This is a genomic window from Xanthomonas translucens pv. undulosa (assembly GCF_017301775.1).
GTDB classification, from domain to species: domain Bacteria; phylum Pseudomonadota; class Gammaproteobacteria; order Xanthomonadales; family Xanthomonadaceae; genus Xanthomonas_A; species Xanthomonas_A translucens.
This window is the reverse complement of record NZ_CP063993.1, coordinates 1,632,082-1,650,996: the sequence shown is the minus strand read 5'-3', so window position 1 is coordinate 1,650,996 and position 18,915 is coordinate 1,632,082. Positions and strand designations below refer to the sequence as shown.

The 18,915-nt window shown below is 69.2% G+C and carries 16 protein-coding genes; 9 read left to right on the top strand and 7 right to left on the bottom strand.

Going from position 1 to position 18,915, the window contains the following annotated elements; all coding sequences use genetic code 11:
• Positions 1 to 45: 45 nt before the first annotated feature.
• Positions 46 to 1,104: a lipid A deacylase LpxR family protein gene (locus tag ISN38_RS07030; RefSeq protein ID WP_058363473.1), complete on the bottom strand. Its 1,059-nt coding sequence runs from the start codon at positions 1,102 to 1,104 to the stop codon at positions 46 to 48.
• A gap of 275 nt (positions 1,105 to 1,379) precedes the next feature.
• Between ISN38_RS07030 and ISN38_RS07025 the strand changes: the two genes are divergently transcribed.
• From ISN38_RS07025 to ISN38_RS07010, 4 genes are all read left to right on the top strand, one after another.
• Positions 1,380 to 1,658 (top strand): DUF493 family protein, encoded by a 279-nt coding sequence (locus ISN38_RS07025; protein ID WP_053838422.1) that lies wholly within the window; start codon positions 1,380 to 1,382, stop codon positions 1,656 to 1,658.
• Between the two features lie 98 nt (positions 1,659 to 1,756).
• Positions 1,757 to 2,359, top strand: coding sequence for a lipoyl(octanoyl) transferase LipB (lipB, locus tag ISN38_RS07020; RefSeq protein ID WP_003472347.1), 603 nt, complete (start codon positions 1,757 to 1,759; stop codon positions 2,357 to 2,359).
• Positions 2,360 to 2,381: 22 nt separating this feature from the next.
• On the top strand, positions 2,382 to 3,392 hold the full coding sequence (gene lipA / locus ISN38_RS07015) for a lipoyl synthase (RefSeq protein ID WP_003472348.1): 1,011 nt from the start codon (positions 2,382 to 2,384) through the stop codon (positions 3,390 to 3,392).
• Between the two features lie 240 nt (positions 3,393 to 3,632).
• Positions 3,633 to 5,810, top strand: coding sequence for a carboxy terminal-processing peptidase (locus ISN38_RS07010; RefSeq protein ID WP_003472349.1), 2,178 nt, complete (start codon positions 3,633 to 3,635; stop codon positions 5,808 to 5,810).
• A gap of 314 nt (positions 5,811 to 6,124) precedes the next feature.
• On the opposite strand, the gene ISN38_RS07005 is transcribed toward ISN38_RS07010, so the two are convergent.
• On the bottom strand, positions 6,125 to 6,856 hold the full coding sequence (locus tag ISN38_RS07005) for a sulfite exporter TauE/SafE family protein (protein WP_206712118.1): 732 nt from the start codon (positions 6,854 to 6,856) through the stop codon (positions 6,125 to 6,127).
• Positions 6,857 to 6,941: 85 nt separating this feature from the next.
• Here ISN38_RS07005 and ISN38_RS07000 point away from each other — a divergent pair, with 85 nt between their 5' ends.
• On the top strand, positions 6,942 to 7,865 hold the full coding sequence (locus ISN38_RS07000) for a LysR substrate-binding domain-containing protein (RefSeq protein WP_206712117.1): 924 nt from the start codon (positions 6,942 to 6,944) through the stop codon (positions 7,863 to 7,865).
• A gap of 27 nt (positions 7,866 to 7,892) precedes the next feature.
• On the opposite strand, the gene ISN38_RS06995 is transcribed toward ISN38_RS07000, so the two are convergent.
• Entirely contained in the window at positions 7,893 to 8,771 is an 879-nt protein-coding gene (locus ISN38_RS06995; RefSeq protein ID WP_058361872.1) for an endonuclease/exonuclease/phosphatase family protein, read from the bottom strand.
• Between the two features lie 269 nt (positions 8,772 to 9,040).
• On the opposite strand from ISN38_RS06995, the gene ISN38_RS06990 reads away from it, so the two are divergent.
• Positions 9,041 to 10,096, top strand: coding sequence for a bifunctional nicotinamide-nucleotide adenylyltransferase/Nudix hydroxylase (locus ISN38_RS06990; RefSeq protein WP_003473577.1), 1,056 nt, complete (start codon positions 9,041 to 9,043; stop codon positions 10,094 to 10,096).
• 64 nt (positions 10,097 to 10,160) lie between these two features.
• Positions 10,161 to 11,585 carry a nicotinate phosphoribosyltransferase gene (locus ISN38_RS06985; protein WP_003473576.1) on the top strand — a complete coding sequence of 475 codons (1,425 nt, stop codon included), beginning with the start codon at positions 10,161 to 10,163 and terminating at the stop codon, positions 11,583 to 11,585.
• A gap of 147 nt (positions 11,586 to 11,732) precedes the next feature.
• Here ISN38_RS06985 and ISN38_RS06980 read toward each other — a convergent pair whose 3' ends face one another.
• Positions 11,733 to 12,695: an IS1595 family transposase gene (locus ISN38_RS06980; protein ID WP_206712116.1), complete on the bottom strand. Its 963-nt coding sequence runs from the start codon at positions 12,693 to 12,695 to the stop codon at positions 11,733 to 11,735.
• A gap of 606 nt (positions 12,696 to 13,301) precedes the next feature.
• Here ISN38_RS06980 and ISN38_RS06975 point away from each other — a divergent pair.
• Positions 13,302 to 13,997 (top strand): DUF2242 domain-containing protein, encoded by a 696-nt coding sequence (locus ISN38_RS06975; RefSeq protein WP_047325538.1) that lies wholly within the window; start codon positions 13,302 to 13,304, stop codon positions 13,995 to 13,997.
• A 142-nt stretch (positions 13,998 to 14,139) separates the two neighbouring features.
• Positions 14,140 to 14,508 carry a glycine zipper 2TM domain-containing protein gene (locus ISN38_RS06970; RefSeq protein WP_003469458.1) on the top strand — a complete coding sequence of 123 codons (369 nt, stop codon included), beginning with the start codon at positions 14,140 to 14,142 and terminating at the stop codon, positions 14,506 to 14,508.
• Positions 14,509 to 14,766: 258 nt separating this feature from the next.
• Here ISN38_RS06970 and ISN38_RS06965 read toward each other — a convergent pair whose 3' ends face one another.
• From ISN38_RS06965 to hemW, 3 genes are all read right to left on the bottom strand, one after another.
• The gene (locus tag ISN38_RS06965; protein ID WP_003469460.1) at positions 14,767 to 15,108 is read right to left on the bottom strand and encodes a PilZ domain-containing protein; all 342 of its coding nucleotides are present in this window, start codon (positions 15,106 to 15,108) and stop codon (positions 14,767 to 14,769) included.
• The gene (locus ISN38_RS06960) at positions 15,105 to 17,609 is read right to left on the bottom strand and encodes a DUF1631 domain-containing protein (RefSeq protein ID WP_206712115.1); all 2,505 of its coding nucleotides are present in this window, start codon (positions 17,607 to 17,609) and stop codon (positions 15,105 to 15,107) included. Before ISN38_RS06960 ends, ISN38_RS06965 begins: the two co-directional genes overlap by 4 nt.
• 83 nt (positions 17,610 to 17,692) lie before the next feature.
• Complete coding sequence (gene hemW / locus ISN38_RS06955; RefSeq protein ID WP_058359142.1) at positions 17,693 to 18,850, bottom strand: radical SAM family heme chaperone HemW; 1,158 nt, start codon at positions 18,848 to 18,850, stop codon at positions 17,693 to 17,695.
• Positions 18,851 to 18,915 lie beyond the last annotated feature (65 nt).

Below are 18,915 nucleotides of genomic sequence, written 5' to 3'. Positions count from 1 at the left end.
TGCGCAGAGCGCAAGAGGCATCACCCAATTCCCAATCCCGGCTCTTCAGAGCCGCCGACTGATCGTGAAGCTGCCGAACACCGGCGTCTGCTGCTGCAGGTCGAATTCGCGGGTACTCCAGTAGCGCGTCAAGGCGAACTTCCAGTTGCCGCGCATCACCGCCAAGCCGAAGCCGGCTTGGCCGACGAAGGGGCGTTTCTTTACGCTGTGGCTGTCGCGGAAGGTGTTGCCGTCCAGGGTGATGTCGCGCAGCACCCAGCGCGCATCGCTGGTCAGGAACAGGTGCGCCGACCAGCCGCGGCCCAGGCCGTAGCGGGGCGGGGCGGTGTTCTCGCCGGCCGGGCGCAGCGGCGAGCTGCCGAAGTCGTCCGGCAGTTTCCAGCCGAAGCGCACTTCGCCGCCGGCGTTGGCGTTGGTCTGCAGGGTGCCGAGCGCGCCGCCCCAGTGGCTGATCGCGTCCCAGCCCCAGCCATCGGCGTTGACCGTCGCGTCGCCGGGCCAGCGGCGCATGCGTTCGTGGACCAGGCGGAACACCGGTTCGTCGTGCAGCTGGTTGTCCCAGCCGAGGAACTTCTCGTCGCCGCGCGCGTCGTGCACCGCTTCCTGCACCTGCTTGCCCTGCGCCGACGGGCCGACCATGCCCAGGGTCAGTTGGGTGGTGCGCAGGCGGTCCTGGTTGCGCGCGTTGTAACCGAGGATCACCGCCAGGATGCCGACATAGGGACGGTCGTCCTCGATCAGGTCGCGGCGGGTCTTGTCGGTCGGGGTGAAGATGGCCTGGCCGAAGCTGAAGACCATGTTCTGCTGCTCGAACTCGCCCGGATGCAGGCGTTCCAGGTAGCGGTTGAGCGTGCGCGCCAGCCGCGGCAGGCAGGGATCGTCGGTGTAGTCGACCAGGTTCGGCGAGACCAGACTCATGCCGAAGCCGTTGCTATAGCCCTGGTCCTGGTCGGCGCCGCCGAACAGATCGTTGTCGACGCGGAAGTTCACCGTCGGCGGCGTGTCCTGCAGCGCGCTGCAGGCGCAACGGTCGGCGGCGGCGGCGGGCAGCGCGGCGATGGCGAGCAGCAGGGCGAAGGCGAGAGGCAGGCGCGATGGCGGCATGGGCGGCGTCCCTGGGGGCGGAAAGGCACGTGTGGAGCGACGCTAGCGGGCCGGATGCGCGTGTTCCGTGAAGCCTGCGTTCATGAAAGTGCAACAGCGAGCCTAGGCCGTGGTGGCGCGGCGCGAAAGCCATGTCGCCGTATCGCTTCGTCCTATTGGCATCGCTTGCCGGCAGCGCGCGCGCCGACACGACGCGGCTGCCGCCAACGCCGGTGCACCGCCTGCCGGCGCGTAGCGGCCTTGGGTTTGCCCGGCGCCGGCCCGATAATGCAGCCATGGACATCACCTCGGACAACCCCGAACACGGCTTCCAGTTCCCCGGCGTCTTCGAGCTCAGCGCGATGGGCACCGCCAACACCGGGCTGGAGACCGAACTGCCGCGCCTGCTCGCCCAGGCCGGGGTGGACGTGCTGGAAGAGCGCATCAGCTGGAAGCATTCGTCCAACGGCAAGTACGTGTCGGTGCGAATCGCCTTCCGCGCCGCCGACCGCGCCCAGTACGACGCCGCGCACCTGGCGCTGCGCGAGCACCCGGAAGTGAAGTGGACGCTGTAGCCGGCGCCGCCGTGCTGCCGCCGGAACCGGCGCCGGCGCTGCCGCCGTGCCGGGTCCGCGATCTCGGCCGCCAGCCCTACGCGCCGGTGTGGCGGGCGATGCAGCGCTTCACCGATACGCGTGCGGAAGCCGATGCCGACGAACTGTGGGTGGTCGAGCACGAACCGGTGTTCACCCTCGGCCAGGCCGGCAAGCCCGAGCACGTGCTGGCGCCCGGCGAGATCCCGGTGCTGCACGTGGACCGCGGCGGCCAGGTCACCTACCACGGCCCCGGCCAGTTGGTGGTGTATCCGCTGCTGGACCTGCGCCGGCTGAAGATCGGGGTGCGCGACTACGTGTGCCGGATCGAGCAGGCCATCATCGACACGCTGGACGAATGGAACATCCTCGGCCAGCGCCGCGACGGCGCGCCCGGGGTCTACGTCGGCGCGGCCAAGGTCGCCGCGCTCGGCATCCGCGTGCGCCGCGGCTGCACCTTCCACGGCCTGTCGTTCAACGTGGCGATGGATCTGGAGCCGTTCCACCGGATCAACCCCTGTGGCTACCAGGGCTTGCAGGTGACCTCGGTGCTAGACTTGGGCGGTCCCTCCGGCATGCAGGCCGTCAAACCGGTGCTGCTGGCCCAACTGGCGTGCCAGTTCGGGCTGACCCTGCAGCCGCTCGATGCCTTGCCCGACCTCACGCTCACGCACGCGGCCTGACCGCCTGCCCGCCGACGACGCCATGACCCAGCCCAGCGCACGCTCCATTCCCTTGCAGGTCCTTTCCGGCGACAGCGCGTCCGCGCCGCTGCAGGCCGGCGTCAAGCAACTGGGCGGGGACAAGATCAACCGCTCACCGGTGCAGTTCGCCGACGCCCCGGTGCTGCGCAAACCGTCGTGGATCCGGGTGCGGATCCCGTCCGGCAACGCGGTGCAGACCCTCAAGGCAAAGCTGCGCGAGAACCGCCTGGTCACGGTCTGCGAGGAAGCCAGCTGCCCGAACATCCATGAGTGCTTCAGCCACGGCACCGCCACCTTCATGATCCTGGGCGAGGTCTGCACTCGCCGCTGCTCGTTCTGCGACGTCGCCCACGGCCGGCCCAAGCCGCCGGACGCCGGCGAGCCGGCCAGCCTGGCGCAGACCGTGGCCGACATGGGCCTGCGCTACGTGGTGGTGACCAGCGTCGATCGCGACGACCTGCGCGACGGCGGCGCCCAGCATTTCGCCGACTGCATCGGCGCGATCCGCGCCGCCGCGCCGGCCACCCGCATCGAGATCCTGACCCCGGACTTCCGCGGCAAGGGTCGCATGGACCGCGCGCTGGAGATCCTGGCGACCAATCCGCCGGACGTGTTTAACCACAACATCGAGACCGTGCCGGACCTGTACCCGAATGTGCGTCCCGGTGCCGACTACCAGTGGTCGCTGACCCTGTTGCAGAAGTTCAAGGCGCAGCACCCGGCCATCGCCACCAAGTCCGGGATCATGCTCGGCCTGGGCGAGACCATGGCGCAGGTGCAGGCCACGCTGCGCGACCTGCGCGCGCACGCCGTGGACATGGTCACCATCGGCCAGTACCTGCAGCCGACCGCGCACCACCACCCGGTGATGCGCTACTGGACGCCGGAGGAGTACACGGCGCTGGAGGAGTACGGCAACGCGCTGGGCTTCAGCCACGTCGCCTCCGGGCCGATGGTGCGCTCGTCCTATCACGCCGATCGGCAGGCTGCCGGCGCCGGCGTGGCGGCTTGAGTTCGCCTTGCGGCACCGCTTCGGGCGCAGCCCGTCGCGTCCTGGCGATCGTTCAGGACGCCCGCCGTGGCGGCCGCGCCGCCCGCCCGCAGCGCCTGCACCGGCGCCATTCACATTTCGCTACCGAGCCCCGGCTAGTCTGGTTCAGGAACAGGTGACACGGCCTGCAACTTGCGGCACTGTCGTGTTGTCTCACGCGATCTGCAGCCCCCCTGACGGCCTCGTGCCGAGAGTACGTAGATGAAATTCAAAGCTTCCGTCTTCCTGCTGGCGTTCGCGCTGACCACGCCACTTGCGTTGTTCGCCCGCACCGACGCGCCCGCGCTGCCGGCGGCCTCGACCGCCGACCAGTCCACCACCGCCAAGCTGGTGTACGGGCTGCTCTCCGACAGCCGCTATGCCTACCGGCCGCGCGCGCTGGACGAAGCGACCTCGAAGGAAGTCTTCAAGAAGTACCTGGAGACGCTGGACGGCAGCAAGCAGTTCTTCACCCAGGCCGATGTGAACAAGTTCACCGCGTTCCAGGCCAACCTCGGCAGCAATATCGCCTCCGGCCAGCTAGAGCCGGCGTTCCAGGTGTTCGCCGTGTACCGGCAGCGCGTGGACGAGCGCATCGGCTACGCGCGCAAGCTGCTCAAGCAGGACTTCGATTTCAACGGCAGCGAGAAGTTCGATTACAACCGCAAGGACGTGCCGTGGCCCAAGGATGACCGGGAGCTGGACGAACTGTGGCGCAAGTCGGTGATGAACGACTGGCTGCGGCTCAAGCTGGCCGGCAAGAAGTCCGAGGACATCCGCAAGACCCTGGACAAGCGCTACGCCAACCTCGCCGATTCGGTGAAGGAACTGAAGAGCGAGGACGTGTTCCAGTTCTTCATGAACGCCTACACCAACACCGTCGATCCGCACACCGACTACTTCACCCCGCGCACCGCCGAGAACTTCAACCAGCAGATGTCGCTGTCGCTGGAAGGCATCGGCGCGCAGCTGCAGAAGCAGGACGACATGGTGGTGATCCGCGAGGTCATCCCCGGCGGTCCGGCCGCGGTGGACGGCACGCTGAAGCCGGGCGACCGCATCGTCGGCGTCGGCCAGGGCAAGGCCGGCCAGGTCGAGGACGTGATCGGCTGGCGCATCGACGACGTGGTGGCCAAGATCCGCGGCGACAAGGACACTCAGGTGCGCCTGGAGTACATCCCGGCCGAGGCCGGCGTGGACGGCAAGCACCGCCAGTTGCTGCTGACCCGGCAGAAGGTGCGCCTGGCAGAACAGGCCGCCAAGGGCGAGACCATCACCCTGCCGGCGAAGGACGGCGAACCGGCGCGGCGCGTCGGCGTGATCAAGCTGCCGGCGTTCTACCAGGACTTCGAGGGCCGCCGCCGCAACGCCAGCGACTACGCCTCGGCGACCCGCGACGTGGCCAAGCTGCTGGCCGGTTTCAAGACCGACAAACTCGACGGCGTGGTGCTGGACCTGCGCAACAACGGCGGCGGCTCGCTGGACGAGGCGATCGAACTCACCGGCCTGTTCATCGAGCAGGGTCCGGTGGTGCAGGTGCGCGAATCCGGCGGCCGCGTCACCGTCAACAGCGACCAGAACCCGGGCGTGGCCTGGGATGGCCCGCTGGCCGTGCTGATCAACCGCGGTTCGGCCTCGGCGTCGGAGATCTTCGCCGGCGCCATCCAGGACTACGGCCGTGGCCTGATCATCGGCGAGACCAGCTTCGGCAAGGGCACGGTGCAGAACATCGTCGACCTGGACCGCTGGCCGGCCAACCAGACCGACCGCTTCGGCCAGGTCAAGCTGACCATCGCCCAGTTCTTCCGGGTCAGCGGCAGCAGCACCCAGCACAAGGGCGTGGTGCCGGACATCGCGTTCCCGGCCAGCGTCGATGCCACCGAGTTCGGCGAGAGCACCTATCCCAACGCCTTGCCGTGGACCCGCATCGCCGCGGTGCCGCACACCCAGTACGGCAACTTCGCGCCGCTGCTGCCGAAGCTGGAGACGCTGCACGCCAGTCGCATCGCCAGCGACAAGGAATTCCAGTGGTGGGAAGAGGACGTGCAGCAGTTCCGCACCGAAGCGGCGAAGAAGTACGTGGTGCTCAACGAGGCCGAGCGCCGCGCCGAGCGCGAGAAGCAGGACGTGCAGCGCAAGCAGCGCCAGGAAATGCGCAAGCAGCTCGGCCTGCCGCTGGACCCGCTCGCCGACGACAGCAGCGACGACGGCCTGACCGGCAACGAGCGCGACATCATCAAGGACGCCGCGCGCGAGAAGCTGGTCGACAAGCGCCCGGATCCGCTGCTGCGCGAGTCGGCCTCGATCCTGGCCGACGCGCTGAACCTGCTGGAAAAGGACCACCCGCTGTCGGTGCAGGTGCTGCCGCAGTCCACCGGCCCGGGGCGCTGGGCCGACTGAGCCTACGCGCTACCGCCGCGCGAAAACCGAACGCGCCATCGCCCAGCGGTGGCGCGTTTTTCGTTGGGCGTCTGCGTGGCCGCGCGCGCCATCGCTTGCGTTCTGCGCTGCCGAACGCTGTGGCGGAGTGGCCAGCCACGCACGCTACCGGCGATCGCGCTGCAGCCTCAGGTTCGCCTCGGTCATCAGCCCTGATAGGCGGCCAGCAGGCTCTTTGCAGGAGCGGCTTCAGCCGCGACCGGGCGTTGCCGGTAAGACTCGGTCGCGGCTGAAGCCGCTCCTACACGTGCACATCAGCTGGATCGAACGCTGCGCTAGCCCAGCGCCTGCCACAGCTGATGCACACCCAGCGCCAGCAAGGTCAGGAAGAACACCCGGCGGAACGCCTCGGCGGGAATGCGCTGGCGCAGGCGCGTGCCAAGCCACATGCCCAGCGCGGTCGGCAGCAGCGCCAGCAACGAAGGGCCGACCGCGCCACGCGTAAACGCGCCATGCCAGGCCAGGGCAATGGCCAGCGTCAATGTGGCGGTGAAAAAGCAGTAGCCCAGCGCACGCATCAACGTCTCCCGCGGCAGGCCGAGCGCGACCAGATAGGGCAGGGCCGGCACCACGAATACGCCAGTGGCGCCGGTCAGCAGGCCGGTCGCCAATCCGGCGGCCGGACCCGCCCACGGTTCGTGCCGCTGCGGCAACCGGCCTTGCCAACGGCTCAGCCCGAGCAGCGCATACAGCGCCAGCAAGCCGCCGAGTCCGCCGCGCGCCAGCGCCGGATCGGCGCCGACCAGGATGCCGGCGCTGAGCCAGGTGCCGATCACCAGCGTCGCCAGCAGCGGCCACAGCCGTCGCAGCAACGCCACCGCGCCTTGCTGCAAATTGGTCAGCAGCGACGGCAGGACCAGCAGCGCAGCCGCCTCGGGCGGCGCCAGCCACAGTCCCAGCAGGCCCATCGCCACCGTCGGCAGGCCGGTGCCGGCGATGCCCTTGACCAGGCCGGCCAGGCAGAACACCGCGGCGATCGGCAGCAGATGCGGGATGAGCGATTGCATGCGTGCAGCATCGGCCATGCCGCGGCGCCGGACAATGCGTAATCGCTTCAGGCAGACTCCGGCAACGTCGAAGGCTGGAACGGCGATGCACCTGGATTTCATCGGCTTGCGGCTGTTCGTGGCGGTGGCCGAGGCCGGCAGCATCACCGCCGGCGCGGAACGGGCCGCGCTGTCGCTGGCTGCTGCGCCCAGCGCGCGCATCCGCGGGTTGGAGCTGCAGGTCGGGGCGGCGCTGTTCGCGCGCGGCCGCCGCGGCGTGAGCCTGACCGCGGCCGGCGCCGCGCTGTTGCGGCACGCGCGGCAGTTGCTGCGCCAGGCCGAGGCGATGCGCGCCGAACTGGGCGAGCACGCCGCCAGCAATCAGGCCACGGTGCGGCTGCTGGCCAATACCGCGGCGCTGTACGAATGGCTGCCCGAACTGCTGGCCGAGTGCCTGGTCGCGCATCCGCGTATCGACCTGGCCTTGCGCGAGCAGGGCAGCACCGCGGCGGCCGATGCGCTGCGCGAGGAGCGCGCCGACTTGGCGGTGATCGCCGACCATGCCGACCTGGCCGGTCTGCAAGCGCATGCGTTCCGGCAGGACCGGCTGGTGCTGGTGGCGGCGGCCACGCATCCGCTGGCGCGCGCGCCGCAGCTGCGTCTGGCGCAGCTCTGGCAGGCGCAATTCCTCGGTCTGGCCGACGACAGCGCGCTGCAACAGCACCTGCGCACGCAGGCCGCGCGCGCCAGCGGCCAGCTGCGCATCCGCGCCCATGTGCACGGCATCGAGCCGCTGTGCCGGATGCTGGCGCGCGGCGCCGGCGTGGCGATCCTGCCGCAGGCCGCGCTGGCCCGGGTCAGCGTGCGCGAACAACTGGTTGCGGTGCCGTTGCAGGAGCCGTGGACGGCGCGGCAATTGTCGATCGTGTGGCGGCCCGCACCCGCACCCGCACCGGCGCCGGCAGTGCGTCAGGTGCTGGACTGGCTGTGCGCGCATGCCGACGGTGCAGCGGCTGCCGGCGCGGGATGATCCCCCCCCGCGCGCAAGCGATGCACCTCACTGCGGCCAGGCGAACTCGGCTTCCACCGGGAAGTGGTCCGACGGCCAATGTCCCTGCGGGCGCGCATCGAGCGTGGCGAAATGGGTGGCGCGCAGTCCGCGCGACAGGATCCAGTCGATGCGTCGGTCGGGATGGCCGGTGAAATCGTGGAAGGTCGCTTCCGGTCCCTGCGCATGCGGCGCCTGCTTGCGCGCGTCGGCCAGCGCCGGGACCAGGGTGCGGTAGGTCGGCGAATCCGGCGCGGTGTTGAAGTCGCCGGTGACCACCACCGGTACGTCGGCCGGCAAGGCCTGCAGGCGCGAGAGGATCAGCGCGGCGCCTTTGGCGCGCGCGGCTTCGTCCTCGTCGCGATACGGCAGATGGGTGTCGAACAGATAGAAGCGGCGCCCGTCGGCGATGCGTTCGAACAAGCCCCAGTTCACCATCCGCGGCAGTGGGTGGCCCCAGCTGATGCTGCCCACCATCGCTGGCGTGTCCGACAGCCAGAAATCGCCCGAATTCAGCAGCTTCAGCCGGCGGCTGTCGTAGAACACGCCCATGCGCTCGCCGTCCTCGCTGCCGTCGCGGCTGCGCCCGAACCAGCGGTAGTCGTGCAGTTGCGCGGCCAGGTAATCGGCCTGCCGCTTGACCAGCTCCTGGGTGCCAAACACATCCGGATGCTGCGCGCGGATCAGCGCCGCCATCGCGCTGCGGCGGATCTCCCAGCGCTTGTCGCCGTCGCTATCGACCGGCACGCGCACGTTGAAGCTCATCACCTTGAGCGTGGCCGGCGCGTCGTGCGCCGGGGCGCGCGCCTGCGCCGAGGCGAGCACGGCGCCCAGTGCGAGCAACAGCAGCAACCCAAGCGAACGCGGGGAGAACAGTAATGTGGACATGGCGACAGCTCTGGTGGCGAGGGATCGCGCCAATGCTGGCATGCCGATGTGACCGCCAGTCAGTCGCCGACTGCATCGGGCACGCAACGCCGGTACGCGTGCATTGGCGCACGCCGCGCGCGGTGGAAACCGCCCGCCGTGCATCGGCGCGGCGCACGTCGCGCGCGTTACCGGACCGCCGCGCGCGGCACTTGACGCTTTCGCCCATCGGCGTAGCATTTGCCGCACGCCAAGGGACAGACCCGCGGCGACTCCAATCACCGTGAGGGATGCTCATGGAATACGACTACCTGGTATTCATCGGGCGCTTCGAGCCCTTCCATAACGGCCACGCCGCCGTTGCCCGCCACGCCCTGGCGCGTGCGCACAAACTCATTTTCCTGATCGGCTCGGCCGAGACCCCGCGTACCATCCGCAATCCGTGGACGGTGGCCGAACGCAGCGTCATGATCCAGGCCGCGCTCGAAGGCGCCGGCGAGCGCCTGATCCTGCGCCCGCTGCGCGACCACCTGTACAACGAGAGCCAATGGATCGCCGCGGTGCAGTCGGCGGTGGCCGAGGCGGTGCGCGCCGATGGCGGCGGCGCCGAGGCGCGCATCGGCCTGGTCGGCATGGACAAGGACGCCAGCAGCTATTACCTGCGCGAGTTCCCGCAGTGGCCGCTGGTCGACGTGCAGCACACCGAGACGCTGTCGGCGACCGAGCTGCGCCGCTACCTGTTCGAGGCCGGCAGCATCGACTTCCACGGCGCGCTGCTGATGCTGCGCGGCAACGTGCCGGCGCCGGTGTTCGACATGCTTGAGGCGTTCCGCAAGAACTCGCCGTCGTACGCGGAACTGCTGGCCGAATACCAGTTCATCGAGCAGTACCGCGCGGCCTGGAAGGAGGCGCCGTATCCGCCGACCTTCGTCACCGCCGATGCGGTGGTGGTGCATTCGGGCCACGTGCTGCTGGTGCGGCGTCGCGCCGCGCCGGGCAAGGGGCTATGGGCGCTGCCGGGCGGCTTCGTCGGCCAGCACGAGAGCATCTTCGATGCCTGCCTGCGGGAACTGCGCGAGGAAACCCGGCTGAAGATCCCGGTGCCGGTGCTGAAGGGCTCGCTGAAGAACCGCCACGTGTTCGACCATCCCGAGCGCAGCCTGCGCGGGCGCACCATCACCCACGCGTTCCACTTCGAATTCACCTTCGGCGAACTGCCCGAGGTGCGCGGCGGCGACGATGCCGACAAGGCGCGCTGGATTCCGGTCAGCGAAGTGCTCGGCATGGGTCCGAAACTGTTCGAAGACCACCTGCACCTGCTCGAATTCTTCCTGGGCCGCGGTTGACCGCGGCGTTCCCGGCCGGCGGACAGACCGCTGGCCTTCCCCCGACGCGAAGGAGCTTCCCGTCATGCAATGCCTGAACAACCTGCTGCTCAACACCGACAGCTACAAGGCCAGCCACTGGCTGCAATATCCGGCCGGCACCGATGCCACGTTCTTCTACGTGGAATCGCGCGGCGGCGTCTACGACCGCACCGTGTTCTTCGGCCTGCAATCGATCCTCAAGGAGGCGCTGGGCCGCGCCGTCACCCATGCCGACGTCGACGAGGCGCGCGACCTGTTCGCCGCGCACGGCGAGCCGTTCAACGATGCCGGCTGGCGCGACATCGTCGATCGCCTCGGCGGGCAGTTGCCGATCCGCATCCGCGCCGTGCCCGAGGGCAGCGTGGTGCCGACCCACAACGCGCTGATGACCATCGAGTCCACCGACGCGCAGGCCTACTGGGTGCCGTCGTACCTGGAAACGCTGCTGCTGCGCATCTGGTATCCGGTCACCGTGGCCACGGTCAGCTGGCACGCCAAGCAGACCCTGCGCCAGTTCCTCGAACGCACCAGCGACGACCCGGAAGGGCAGTTGCCGTTCAAGCTGCACGACTTCGGCGCGCGCGGCGTGTCCAGCCTGGAGTCGGCGGCGATCGGCGGCGCCGCGCACCTGGTCAACTTTCTCGGCACCGATACCGTGTCCGGACTGCTACTGGCGCGCGCGCACTACCACGAGCCGATGGCCGGCTATTCGATCCCCGCCGCCGAGCACAGCACCATCACCAGTTGGGGCCGCGAGCGCGAAGTGGACGCGTACCGCAACATGCTCAAGCAGTTCGGCAAACCCGGCGGCATCGTCGCGGTGGTGTCCGACAGCTACGACATCTTCCACGCGATCCGCGAACACTGGGGGACCACGCTGCGCGAAGAGGTCATCGCCTCCGGCGCCACCGTGGTGATCCGCCCCGATTCCGGCGACCCGGTCGCGGTGGTGCACCAGTGCCTGGAACTGCTCGACGAGGCCTTCGGCCACAGCGTCAACGGCAAGGGCTACAAGGTGCTCAACCACGTGCGCGTGATCCAGGGCGACGGGGTCAACCCGACCAGTATCCGCGCGATCCTGGAGCGCGTCACCAGCGCCGGCTACGCCACCGACAACGTCGCCTTCGGCATGGGCGGGGCGCTGCTGCAGCGGCTGGATCGCGATACGCAGAAGTTCGCGCTGAAGTGCTCGGCCGCGCGCGTGGACGGCGCCTGGATCGATGTCTACAAGGACCCGATCACCGACAAGGGCAAGCTCAGCAAGCGCGGCCGCATGAGCCTGCTGCGCCACCGCGAGTACGGCGGCTACCGCACCGAGCCGGTGCCGGCCACAGCCGCATCGCTGGACGCACTGGCACGGCCCGCCGGCTACGACGACGCGATGGTCACGGTGTGGGAAAACGGCCATCTGCTGCACGACTGGAGCCTGGCGCAGGTGCGCGAGCGCGCGAACGCGGCGCGTCTGTAGGTGTCGGCATGAAGGATGCCGGGCTGTCGAACCCTATCAGCCCGGCAGTGGTGCCAAATTGGCACCATGTATGGTGGGCTATCACCGTGGCGCTACCTCGCCACCCACTGCAGCAACACCAAAACGACACCTGATTAGCCCTGACCCTCAGCCATGAAAATTGCTTGCTGCACGCAGAACCGGCTCTGGGCAAGGCTTGCAACGCATCATGGAAGTTGCGAGTCGCGGCAGCATCTCGCGCAAGCGGAATCGGCGGTTAAAACGATAGGCGGCTTCGGCCAGGTAGCGCCTTGCGTATTTGCTCTGCGCGATGGCGTGATACACGCCGCTGATTGCGCGTTTGAGGTTGCCCAGCACGACGTTGACCCAGCGCGCGCCAGGCGCTTCAGTCGCCGCCCGCCCTCCGCCGGTGTCCAGTGTCGTATGCGCGTGCCCGGCGTCTTCCAGCCGACGGAAGCAGGCCAGTCCATCGGTGTAGACCTCGCACTCCGGCGCCAGGCGACGCGCGGTCCAATCCTGCAGCGAGGCGTTGTCGAAACTGCGCACCGGCTCGATCACCGCAAAACTCGGCGCAGCGAAGGTGGCATCGGTCTGCACGGCAATCAGGAACGGCTGTTTGTTCTCCGATCCGCGTCCGGCTTTGCCGCCGTTGCGCTCCCCGCCCAGGTAAGCATCGTCGATCTGCACGAACCCGCTGAGTGTGCGCGTGGCTTCGCGCCCGGCCATGGCCTGCATGATCTTGTGCTTCATCCGCCAGGCGGTCTTGTAGTTGACGCCCAGATGGCGCATCAACTCCAGCGCCGCCAGATTGGTCTTGGTTGCCGTCAACAGGTGCAAGGCCAGCATCCAGGTGCGCAGCGGCAGCTTGGTTCCTTCGAACATCGTGCCGGCCATCAAGGTGGTTTGATGGTGGCAGGCGCAGCACTGGTAGTAGATCGCCGCGCCGCGCTTGAAACGCGACCGAGTCCGTCCGGCACAGGACGGACAACGGAAACCCTGCGGCCAACGCCACTTGTACAAAGTGCGATAACACTTGGCCTCGGTGCCGTACCATGCGATGAACTGGGACATCGACAATCCAGGCTGGAACTGCACGGCATTGATGCTCATCACGCCACCTCGTCGGCTTTCAGGTGGCGCCAGCCTCTACCCAGCATGGCGCAGATCCTGCGACTATTGGCTGAGGGTCAGGGCTAATCAGGACACCACTTGAAGATCGTCCACCGGTTCGCGTGCTGCGCCGCAAACTTCTAGCTAGACAGCTAGCTCTGATCATTTCGACTGGGTTGCCAAATGGTGGTAGGCCGCAAAGCTCACTTACGGCTGAAGCTCGGGGCCTCTAAGATCCTGGTCGACAGTCCCTTCGTCAGCTGATGCGCGAATAATCCAATCCTTTCTGGGCGCGCCTGATGGCGCGGCCGGAGTGCTCTATATTCAATGGATTTTCTGTTTTGCCGAGGTGCTTGGTCCGAGCGCGGCACCCGTATCCAATCCAGAATCGTTAGGGCGAGCCGCCGACCCTGGCCCTGCGCGACGCCTCCCGCGACCTGCGCGCCGAGCGCCGCGACTGCGGCGGCGTGTTGCTGCGTGTGGATCTGTCGCCTGCAGCCGGCGCCGGATTCGCTAACCGCGGGATGAGCGCATGCGGCTGCATCAAGGCCGTCTCGACACGCTTGCGGCTATCCTTGGCCGGTTCCTTCCTTCCGGTCCATGGCCATGTCCGCTTCTTCCAACGTCCTCGCCTTTCCCGCGCTCATGCTGGTCGCGATCGGCCTGAGCGGCTGCTTCGCCCGCAAGCAGGACAATCTGGTGAAGGAAACCTTCAATTCCGACAACACCTATTCGCGCAGCTATCCGGTACAGCCGGGCCAGGCCTGCGAATCGGCGCGGCGCGCGCTGCTGAGCCAGGGCTACGTGGTGGCCAAGGCCACCGCCGATGCGGTCGAGGGCACCAAGAACTTCCAGCCCAACCAGGATTCGCACGAGCAGCTGGAACTGCGCGTGTCGTGCGTGGCGCATGGCCAGGACGAGTCCTGGGTGTTCGTCAGCGCGCTGCAGGACCGTTATGCGCTGAAGAAGAGCGCGACCTCGGCCAGCGTCGGCGTCGGCGTGCTCGGCTCGGTGTCGCTGCCGGTCGGCAGCAGCGACGACTCGCTGGTGCGCGTGGCCAGCAGCACAGTGCAGGACGGCGATTTCTACAAGCGCTTCTTCGAACTCATGGCGCAGTACCTGCCCAAGGCCAAGCCGGCCGCGCCGCCTGAGCCGCCGCCGCCGCCGCCGGCTGCAGCGTCCAAGCCCGAGCCTGCCGCCGCGGTACCGATGCCTGCGCCGGCAGCAGTGCCGACGCCGGTGGCGGAAGTCGCACCCCCGCCTGCCGCCGCTGCGGTCGGCGACGGCACCACACCGCGCTGACGCCTGCGTTCATCCTTCGCTGTGGAAGCTGAATAGCGGGATTTCGCTTCACGATTCATTCCCAATCGCGGTGCAAAGGTGGCCCCGTCGGGAGTGCGATGCCTGCAACAGGCATCGGCTCCGCCACCCAGGAGCGACCAGCATGAACACTTTCAAATCCGCCTTGTGTCTCGGTGTCCTCGCCATCGCCACGGTTGCCGCGCCGCTGGCGCAGGCGCAGCGCCATTACGGTCCGGAAGACGCCGGACGCCGCTTCAACGACGGTACTCGCGTGCACTGCAAGAAGGTTGCGGTGCAGAAGAACAACACCGACCCCGACCGCATCGGCGGCACCTTGGCCGGCGCAGCGATCGGCGGCCTGCTCGGCAACCAGATTGGCAAGGGCGACGGCAAGAAGCTGGCCACGGTCGGCGGCGCGGTCGCGGGTGGTGCCACCGGGCGCTACATCCAGGGTCAGCGTCAGCAGGCCAACGGCAACCGTCGCGTCGAGACCGTCTGCAAGCGCTACTGAGGAGGCCATGCCGTGATCGGCCATCGCGGCGCCCCGAAGTAAAAAAACGTCCTGGCGGACAGCATCCGCCGGGGCGTTTTGCGTTGTTGCAACCACGGACTTGTGTGGACAGGTCGGTGGATGCCGCCGCGTGGCTCGCAGGCGCTTGCCTCGCCATGGCACGCTTTTCTGGAGGAGCGGCTTCAGCCGCGACAGACATCATCCGGCAAGACCCTGTCGCCGCTGAAGCCGCTCCTACAGGGGGGGCGCCAGTGGTGCCTATCCGGCCGGGCCGGCATTGATCCATTGCCGCAGCAGGTCGCGATGCGCCGGCGAGATGGTCAGGAAGCGGAAGCCGGCCCAGGCCTGGCCCGGCGCCTGCGCGCGTTCGCTCCACAGCAGGTGCACGCCGACGTCGATCTGCACTTCGCGGCCCGCCTGCTGCATCGCAAAGCGCAGTTGGTACAGCGCGTCCTCGTGCAGTGGCACGCATGCCAGCAGCAGCATGCCGCTCTCGGAGACGTTGCCGAGCCGGCCGACCACGGCGTCCTGCATCATGTCCAGCACCGGCACCATGTCCGGGACTTGGCGGCGCGGCGCGCGGCGGGCTTCGGCGATCATGCGTCCTCCCGGGTGTCGGCGGGGGCGGGCGCGCCGGCCAGGGTGCGCAGCGCGCGCACGGTGGCGTGCCAGGCGCGGTCGATCAGGCGCGCGCGGTCCTCGCTGACGATCCGCGCCTGGCCTTGCGCCAGCAACCGCGACAGTGCGTCCAGCGAGTACTCGGCGGCCTTGTGCCCGCGCTGGTTGACGAACAGCGCGCGCTCGGTGATCGGGCTGTACCAGGACAGGCGATGCCGTTTCAGGTCGCCCTGCTGGTTGGTGACGAATTCGAACCAGGTGCCGAACGGCAGGCCGCGCAGGCGCGTGTAGGCCGCCTGCTCGGTCGCGCTGCGCGGTGCCGGCAGTGGTCGCTCGGCGTCCTCGCCCTGGTCGCCGAGGCGGGTGCGCGCCTTGAGCCTGGCGCTGAGTTCGGTGCGCGAGGTCAGCGCATCGTCGCCGCCGGGCGTGGACAGGCGCCGCGCGATCGCCTCGGCCTCGTCCTGGTGGTAACCCACTTGCAGCAGGGCGCTGCGCACTTCGCCAGCCAGGTCCGGATCGGACCCGCTGCCGCCGCGGCAGGTGATCTCGGCGATGCATTGGCTCAGCTGCTTGCGCTCGCGCCAGGCATCGGAGTCCTCGCCCTGGCGCAGCAGGGTCAGGGTTAGCACGTCGGACCAGGCCTGTCGCAGCAGCGCCTGCACGAACTTGGGCGGTTGCCAGGTCCGGCACAGCGCCTCCAGCGTGGCGCTGACCAGGTCCTTGGCCACCTCCAGCCGCTCCTTGCCGCGCGCGGCCTCGATGTGGCGGCGCTCGGCGATCTCGGCCTTGTGCGCCAGCGTGCGGTACTGCGCCTGGATGTCCTGGTGCGCCTGTTCGAAGACCTGTTCGTCGCCTTCGTACTCCTCGACCACCCGATCCACGGTCTGGTTGAGCTTGAGCAGCAGTTGCGGATCGCTGTCCTCTTCGCTGAGCCAGGCGGCGCCGGACTCGGCGACCGCATTGAGCAGCTCGCGCGCCGGGTGTTGGCTGCGCACGAAGAACGCGCTGTCCTGCAGCGCGGCGCGCACCAGCGGCACCTGCAGGCGCTCCAGCAGGCCGGCGGCCGGCGCATCGCTGCGCACTTCGCGTTCGATTTCCGCGTACAGCAGGCCGAGCAGATCGAAGGTGTCGGCATCCTGCGGCGCCAGCGCCGCCTGCGGGCCATGTTCGGCGCGCAGCGTGGCCAGCAGCGCCGCCTGCACGTCGCGCATCTTGCGGCGCCCGCGCAGTCCGGCCAGCGCACTGTGCGCTGGCGGTTGCGCCTGCAGTTCGCCCAAGGCCTGTAGCAACGAGGCGGTGGGCACCGCGATGGTGCCTGCGTGAGTGGATGCGGCCGCGACGCCGCTGGCCGCCGCGGTGTGCGGGGCGGCTTGCATGGCGTGGTGGCCTGGTGCAGCCAGCGCCGTCGCTGGGGCAGTGGCGGACGTGGAGGCCGCGGCACCGGTTGCCATGGCGCCCGCGGTACCGGTCGTTGCGGGCGCCGCCGCGGTACGGCCGCGCGCGGCAGCGAGCAGTTGCCGCAGTGCGGCCAGGTCGGGCGCTGCGTTGTCGGCAGCGTTCGCCTGGGCCGGCGCTGCCGAAGTGGTGGTATCCGCCGTGCGTGCCGGCGCCGTGAGCGCCACATTCGGCGCGGCGGCTGCGGCGCCGGGATCGGGTGCGGACCAGCCGCTAGGCGCTGCCTGCCCGGACCAGCCGGTGGCCTGGCGCGCAGCGGGCGCCGGCCGTGCCGCGCCACGGCTGCGGGTGGCCGCATCGGCGGTGCTCGTCGGGCGCGCCACGTAGGGCAGGTAGACCAGCCCGGGCAGCACGCCGGCATGCGCCAGCAGCACGTTGGCGCGCTCCACGATCTCGCCATAGCGGACCAGCGCCTGGCGCTCGAAGGCGCGGTACAGGGTCAGTTGCGCGTCCAGCGTCAGCTGCAGTGCCTCGCCGGCCTCGCGCAGGATACTGCACAGCAGGTGCGGTCCCAGCGGCGTGTGCTCGGCCTCGAACGCCGGTCGCGCGGCGAGCACGCCGAAACGCTGGCCGAGCAGTTGTAGCGGGGTGCTGGACCGTGCCGCTTCGCGCCGGGCGATATCGTGCAGCACGATGTCGCGGTCGATGTCCACGTCGGCGACCAGGGTCAGCATCTGCATCGCCGCGCTGGCATTGTCCTGGCGCAGCGGGCCGAGAGGGAAGGGCGGCAGCCGCAGCGTGGCCAGGGCCGCTTCCAGTTGCGCCTTGTAGAACGGCGCGAAGCGCTCGCGGCGCGCGCGCAGGCCTTGCAGTTCCTGGTAGACGTCCTGCTGCAGTTGGCTGTTGCGGGCGCGCTCGGCCTGCTCGAACAGTGCGCGCTCAAGCTCGGCCAGGGTCGATTGCAGCGGGGCCTCCAGCGACTGCCACAGCATGGCCTGCAGCGCTTGCAGGATGTCGCGCACGCGCGTGGGAAGGGCGGCGCTGGCGAGCGTCGCCGGGCTTGCCGACGGAGTGGCAGACAATGACATTATGTGATCGCCGTTTGATTTCCGGGTCCGGTATGTAGCACGTTTTTGGCGGCGCAAGGACGTCGCAACCGCGCGGCCGCGTTTCAGAGCATGAACAGGGCGACCACGTCGTTGGTGAAGCGCCGTCCCAGTTCTGTGGGAACCGCATGCCCGGACGTCAGCTGCAGCCAGTCGCGCGCCTGCGCCTGGGCCAGGGCCGGGGCGATCGCGTCCGGCGCCAGGCCGGTGCGCGCGGCGAAGTCGCGCAGCGCGAAGCCCTGGTTCAGGCGCAGCGCATTGAGCATGTACTCGAACGGGCGCCGCTCTGCGTCGATCCAGTCGTCGCCGCCGATCGCCGCCGGGGTGCCGGCCGCGGCCAGGAACGCCTGCGGATGCTTGGTCTTCCAGCGGCGCAGGATGCTCTGCTCGGCGCCGGAGCTGATCTTGCCGTGGGCGCCGGCACCGATGCCCAGGTAGTCGCCGAACTTCCAGTAATTGAGGTTGTGCGCGCACTGGTAGCCGTCGCGAGCGTAGGCGCTGACTTCGTACTGGGCGTAGCCGGCGGCGGCCAGCAGCGCCTGGCAGCGCTCCTGCATGTCCCAGGCGGCGTCGTCCTCGGGCATGCCCTGCGGCGGGCGCGCGGCGAACACCGTGTTCGGTTCCAGGGTCAGCTGGTAGTGGCTGATGTGGGTGGGCTGCAGCGCCAGCGCGCGGGCGATGTCGGTTTCCGCTGCGGCCAGGGTCTGCTGCGGCAGCGCGTACATCAGGTCCAGGTTGAGGTTGGCGTAGCCGGCGTCCTGCGCCAGCTTCACCGCGCGCTCGGCGTCGGCGCTGTCGTGGATCCGGCCCAGGCGCTGCAGCGCGGCGTCGTCGAAGCTCTGGATGCCGAAGCTGAGCCGGTTGACTCCGGCCGCCAGGTAGCGGTCGAAGCGCCCGTGCTCGGCGGTGCCCGGGTTGGTCTCCAGGGTGATTTCCAGGTTCGGCGCGAAGCGCAGGCGCGCGCTTGCCGCCTGCAGGAAGCGGTCGATCGCCTCGGCCGGGAACAGGCTGGGGGTGCCGCCGCCGAAGAACACGGTCTGCACGGTGCGGCCCCAGACCAGCGGCAGGTCCTGGTCCAGGTCGCGGATCAGCGCGTCCACGTAGTCGTCGAACGGCAGCGCGCCCTTGGCCGCATGCGAATTGAAGTCGCAGTACGGGCATTTGCGCACGCACCAGGGCAGGTGCACGTACAGCGACAGGGGGGGCGGGATCAGCGGCGGCATCAGGCGGACAGTGTAGGGCGGTGGGCTGGCGCGGCGGCGAGTGCGCGCCGCTGTGGCGGGGGCTG

Excerpts from the sequence above, each read along its gene's own strand:
- ISN38_RS07030 (WP_058363473.1), bottom strand. The coding sequence starts at position 1,104 with ATGCCGCCATCGCGCCTGCCTCTCGCCTTCGCCCTGCTGCTCGCCATC.
- ISN38_RS07025 (WP_053838422.1), top strand. The coding sequence starts at position 1,380 with ATGGACATCACCTCGGACAACCCCGAACACGGCTTCCAGTTCCCCGGC.
- lipB (WP_003472347.1), top strand. The coding sequence starts at position 1,757 with ATGCAGCGCTTCACCGATACGCGTGCGGAAGCCGATGCCGACGAACTG.
- lipA (WP_003472348.1), top strand. The coding sequence starts at position 2,382 with ATGACCCAGCCCAGCGCACGCTCCATTCCCTTGCAGGTCCTTTCCGGC.
- ISN38_RS07010 (WP_003472349.1), top strand. The coding sequence starts at position 3,633 with ATGAAATTCAAAGCTTCCGTCTTCCTGCTGGCGTTCGCGCTGACCACG.
- ISN38_RS07005 (WP_206712118.1), bottom strand. The coding sequence starts at position 6,856 with ATGCAATCGCTCATCCCGCATCTGCTGCCGATCGCCGCGGTGTTCTGC.
- ISN38_RS07000 (WP_206712117.1), top strand. The coding sequence starts at position 6,942 with ATGCACCTGGATTTCATCGGCTTGCGGCTGTTCGTGGCGGTGGCCGAG.
- ISN38_RS06995 (WP_058361872.1), bottom strand. The coding sequence starts at position 8,771 with ATGTCCACATTACTGTTCTCCCCGCGTTCGCTTGGGTTGCTGCTGTTG.
- ISN38_RS06990 (WP_003473577.1), top strand. The coding sequence starts at position 9,041 with ATGCTCATGGAATACGACTACCTGGTATTCATCGGGCGCTTCGAGCCC.
- ISN38_RS06985 (WP_003473576.1), top strand. The coding sequence starts at position 10,161 with ATGCAATGCCTGAACAACCTGCTGCTCAACACCGACAGCTACAAGGCC.
- ISN38_RS06980 (WP_206712116.1), bottom strand. The coding sequence starts at position 12,695 with ATGAGCATCAATGCCGTGCAGTTCCAGCCTGGATTGTCGATGTCCCAG.
- ISN38_RS06975 (WP_047325538.1), top strand. The coding sequence starts at position 13,302 with ATGTCCGCTTCTTCCAACGTCCTCGCCTTTCCCGCGCTCATGCTGGTC.
- ISN38_RS06970 (WP_003469458.1), top strand. The coding sequence starts at position 14,140 with ATGAACACTTTCAAATCCGCCTTGTGTCTCGGTGTCCTCGCCATCGCC.
- ISN38_RS06965 (WP_003469460.1), bottom strand. The coding sequence starts at position 15,108 with ATGATCGCCGAAGCCCGCCGCGCGCCGCGCCGCCAAGTCCCGGACATG.
- ISN38_RS06960 (WP_206712115.1), bottom strand. The coding sequence starts at position 17,609 with ATGTCATTGTCTGCCACTCCGTCGGCAAGCCCGGCGACGCTCGCCAGC.
- hemW (WP_058359142.1), bottom strand. The coding sequence starts at position 18,850 with ATGCCGCCGCTGATCCCGCCCCCCCTGTCGCTGTACGTGCACCTGCCC.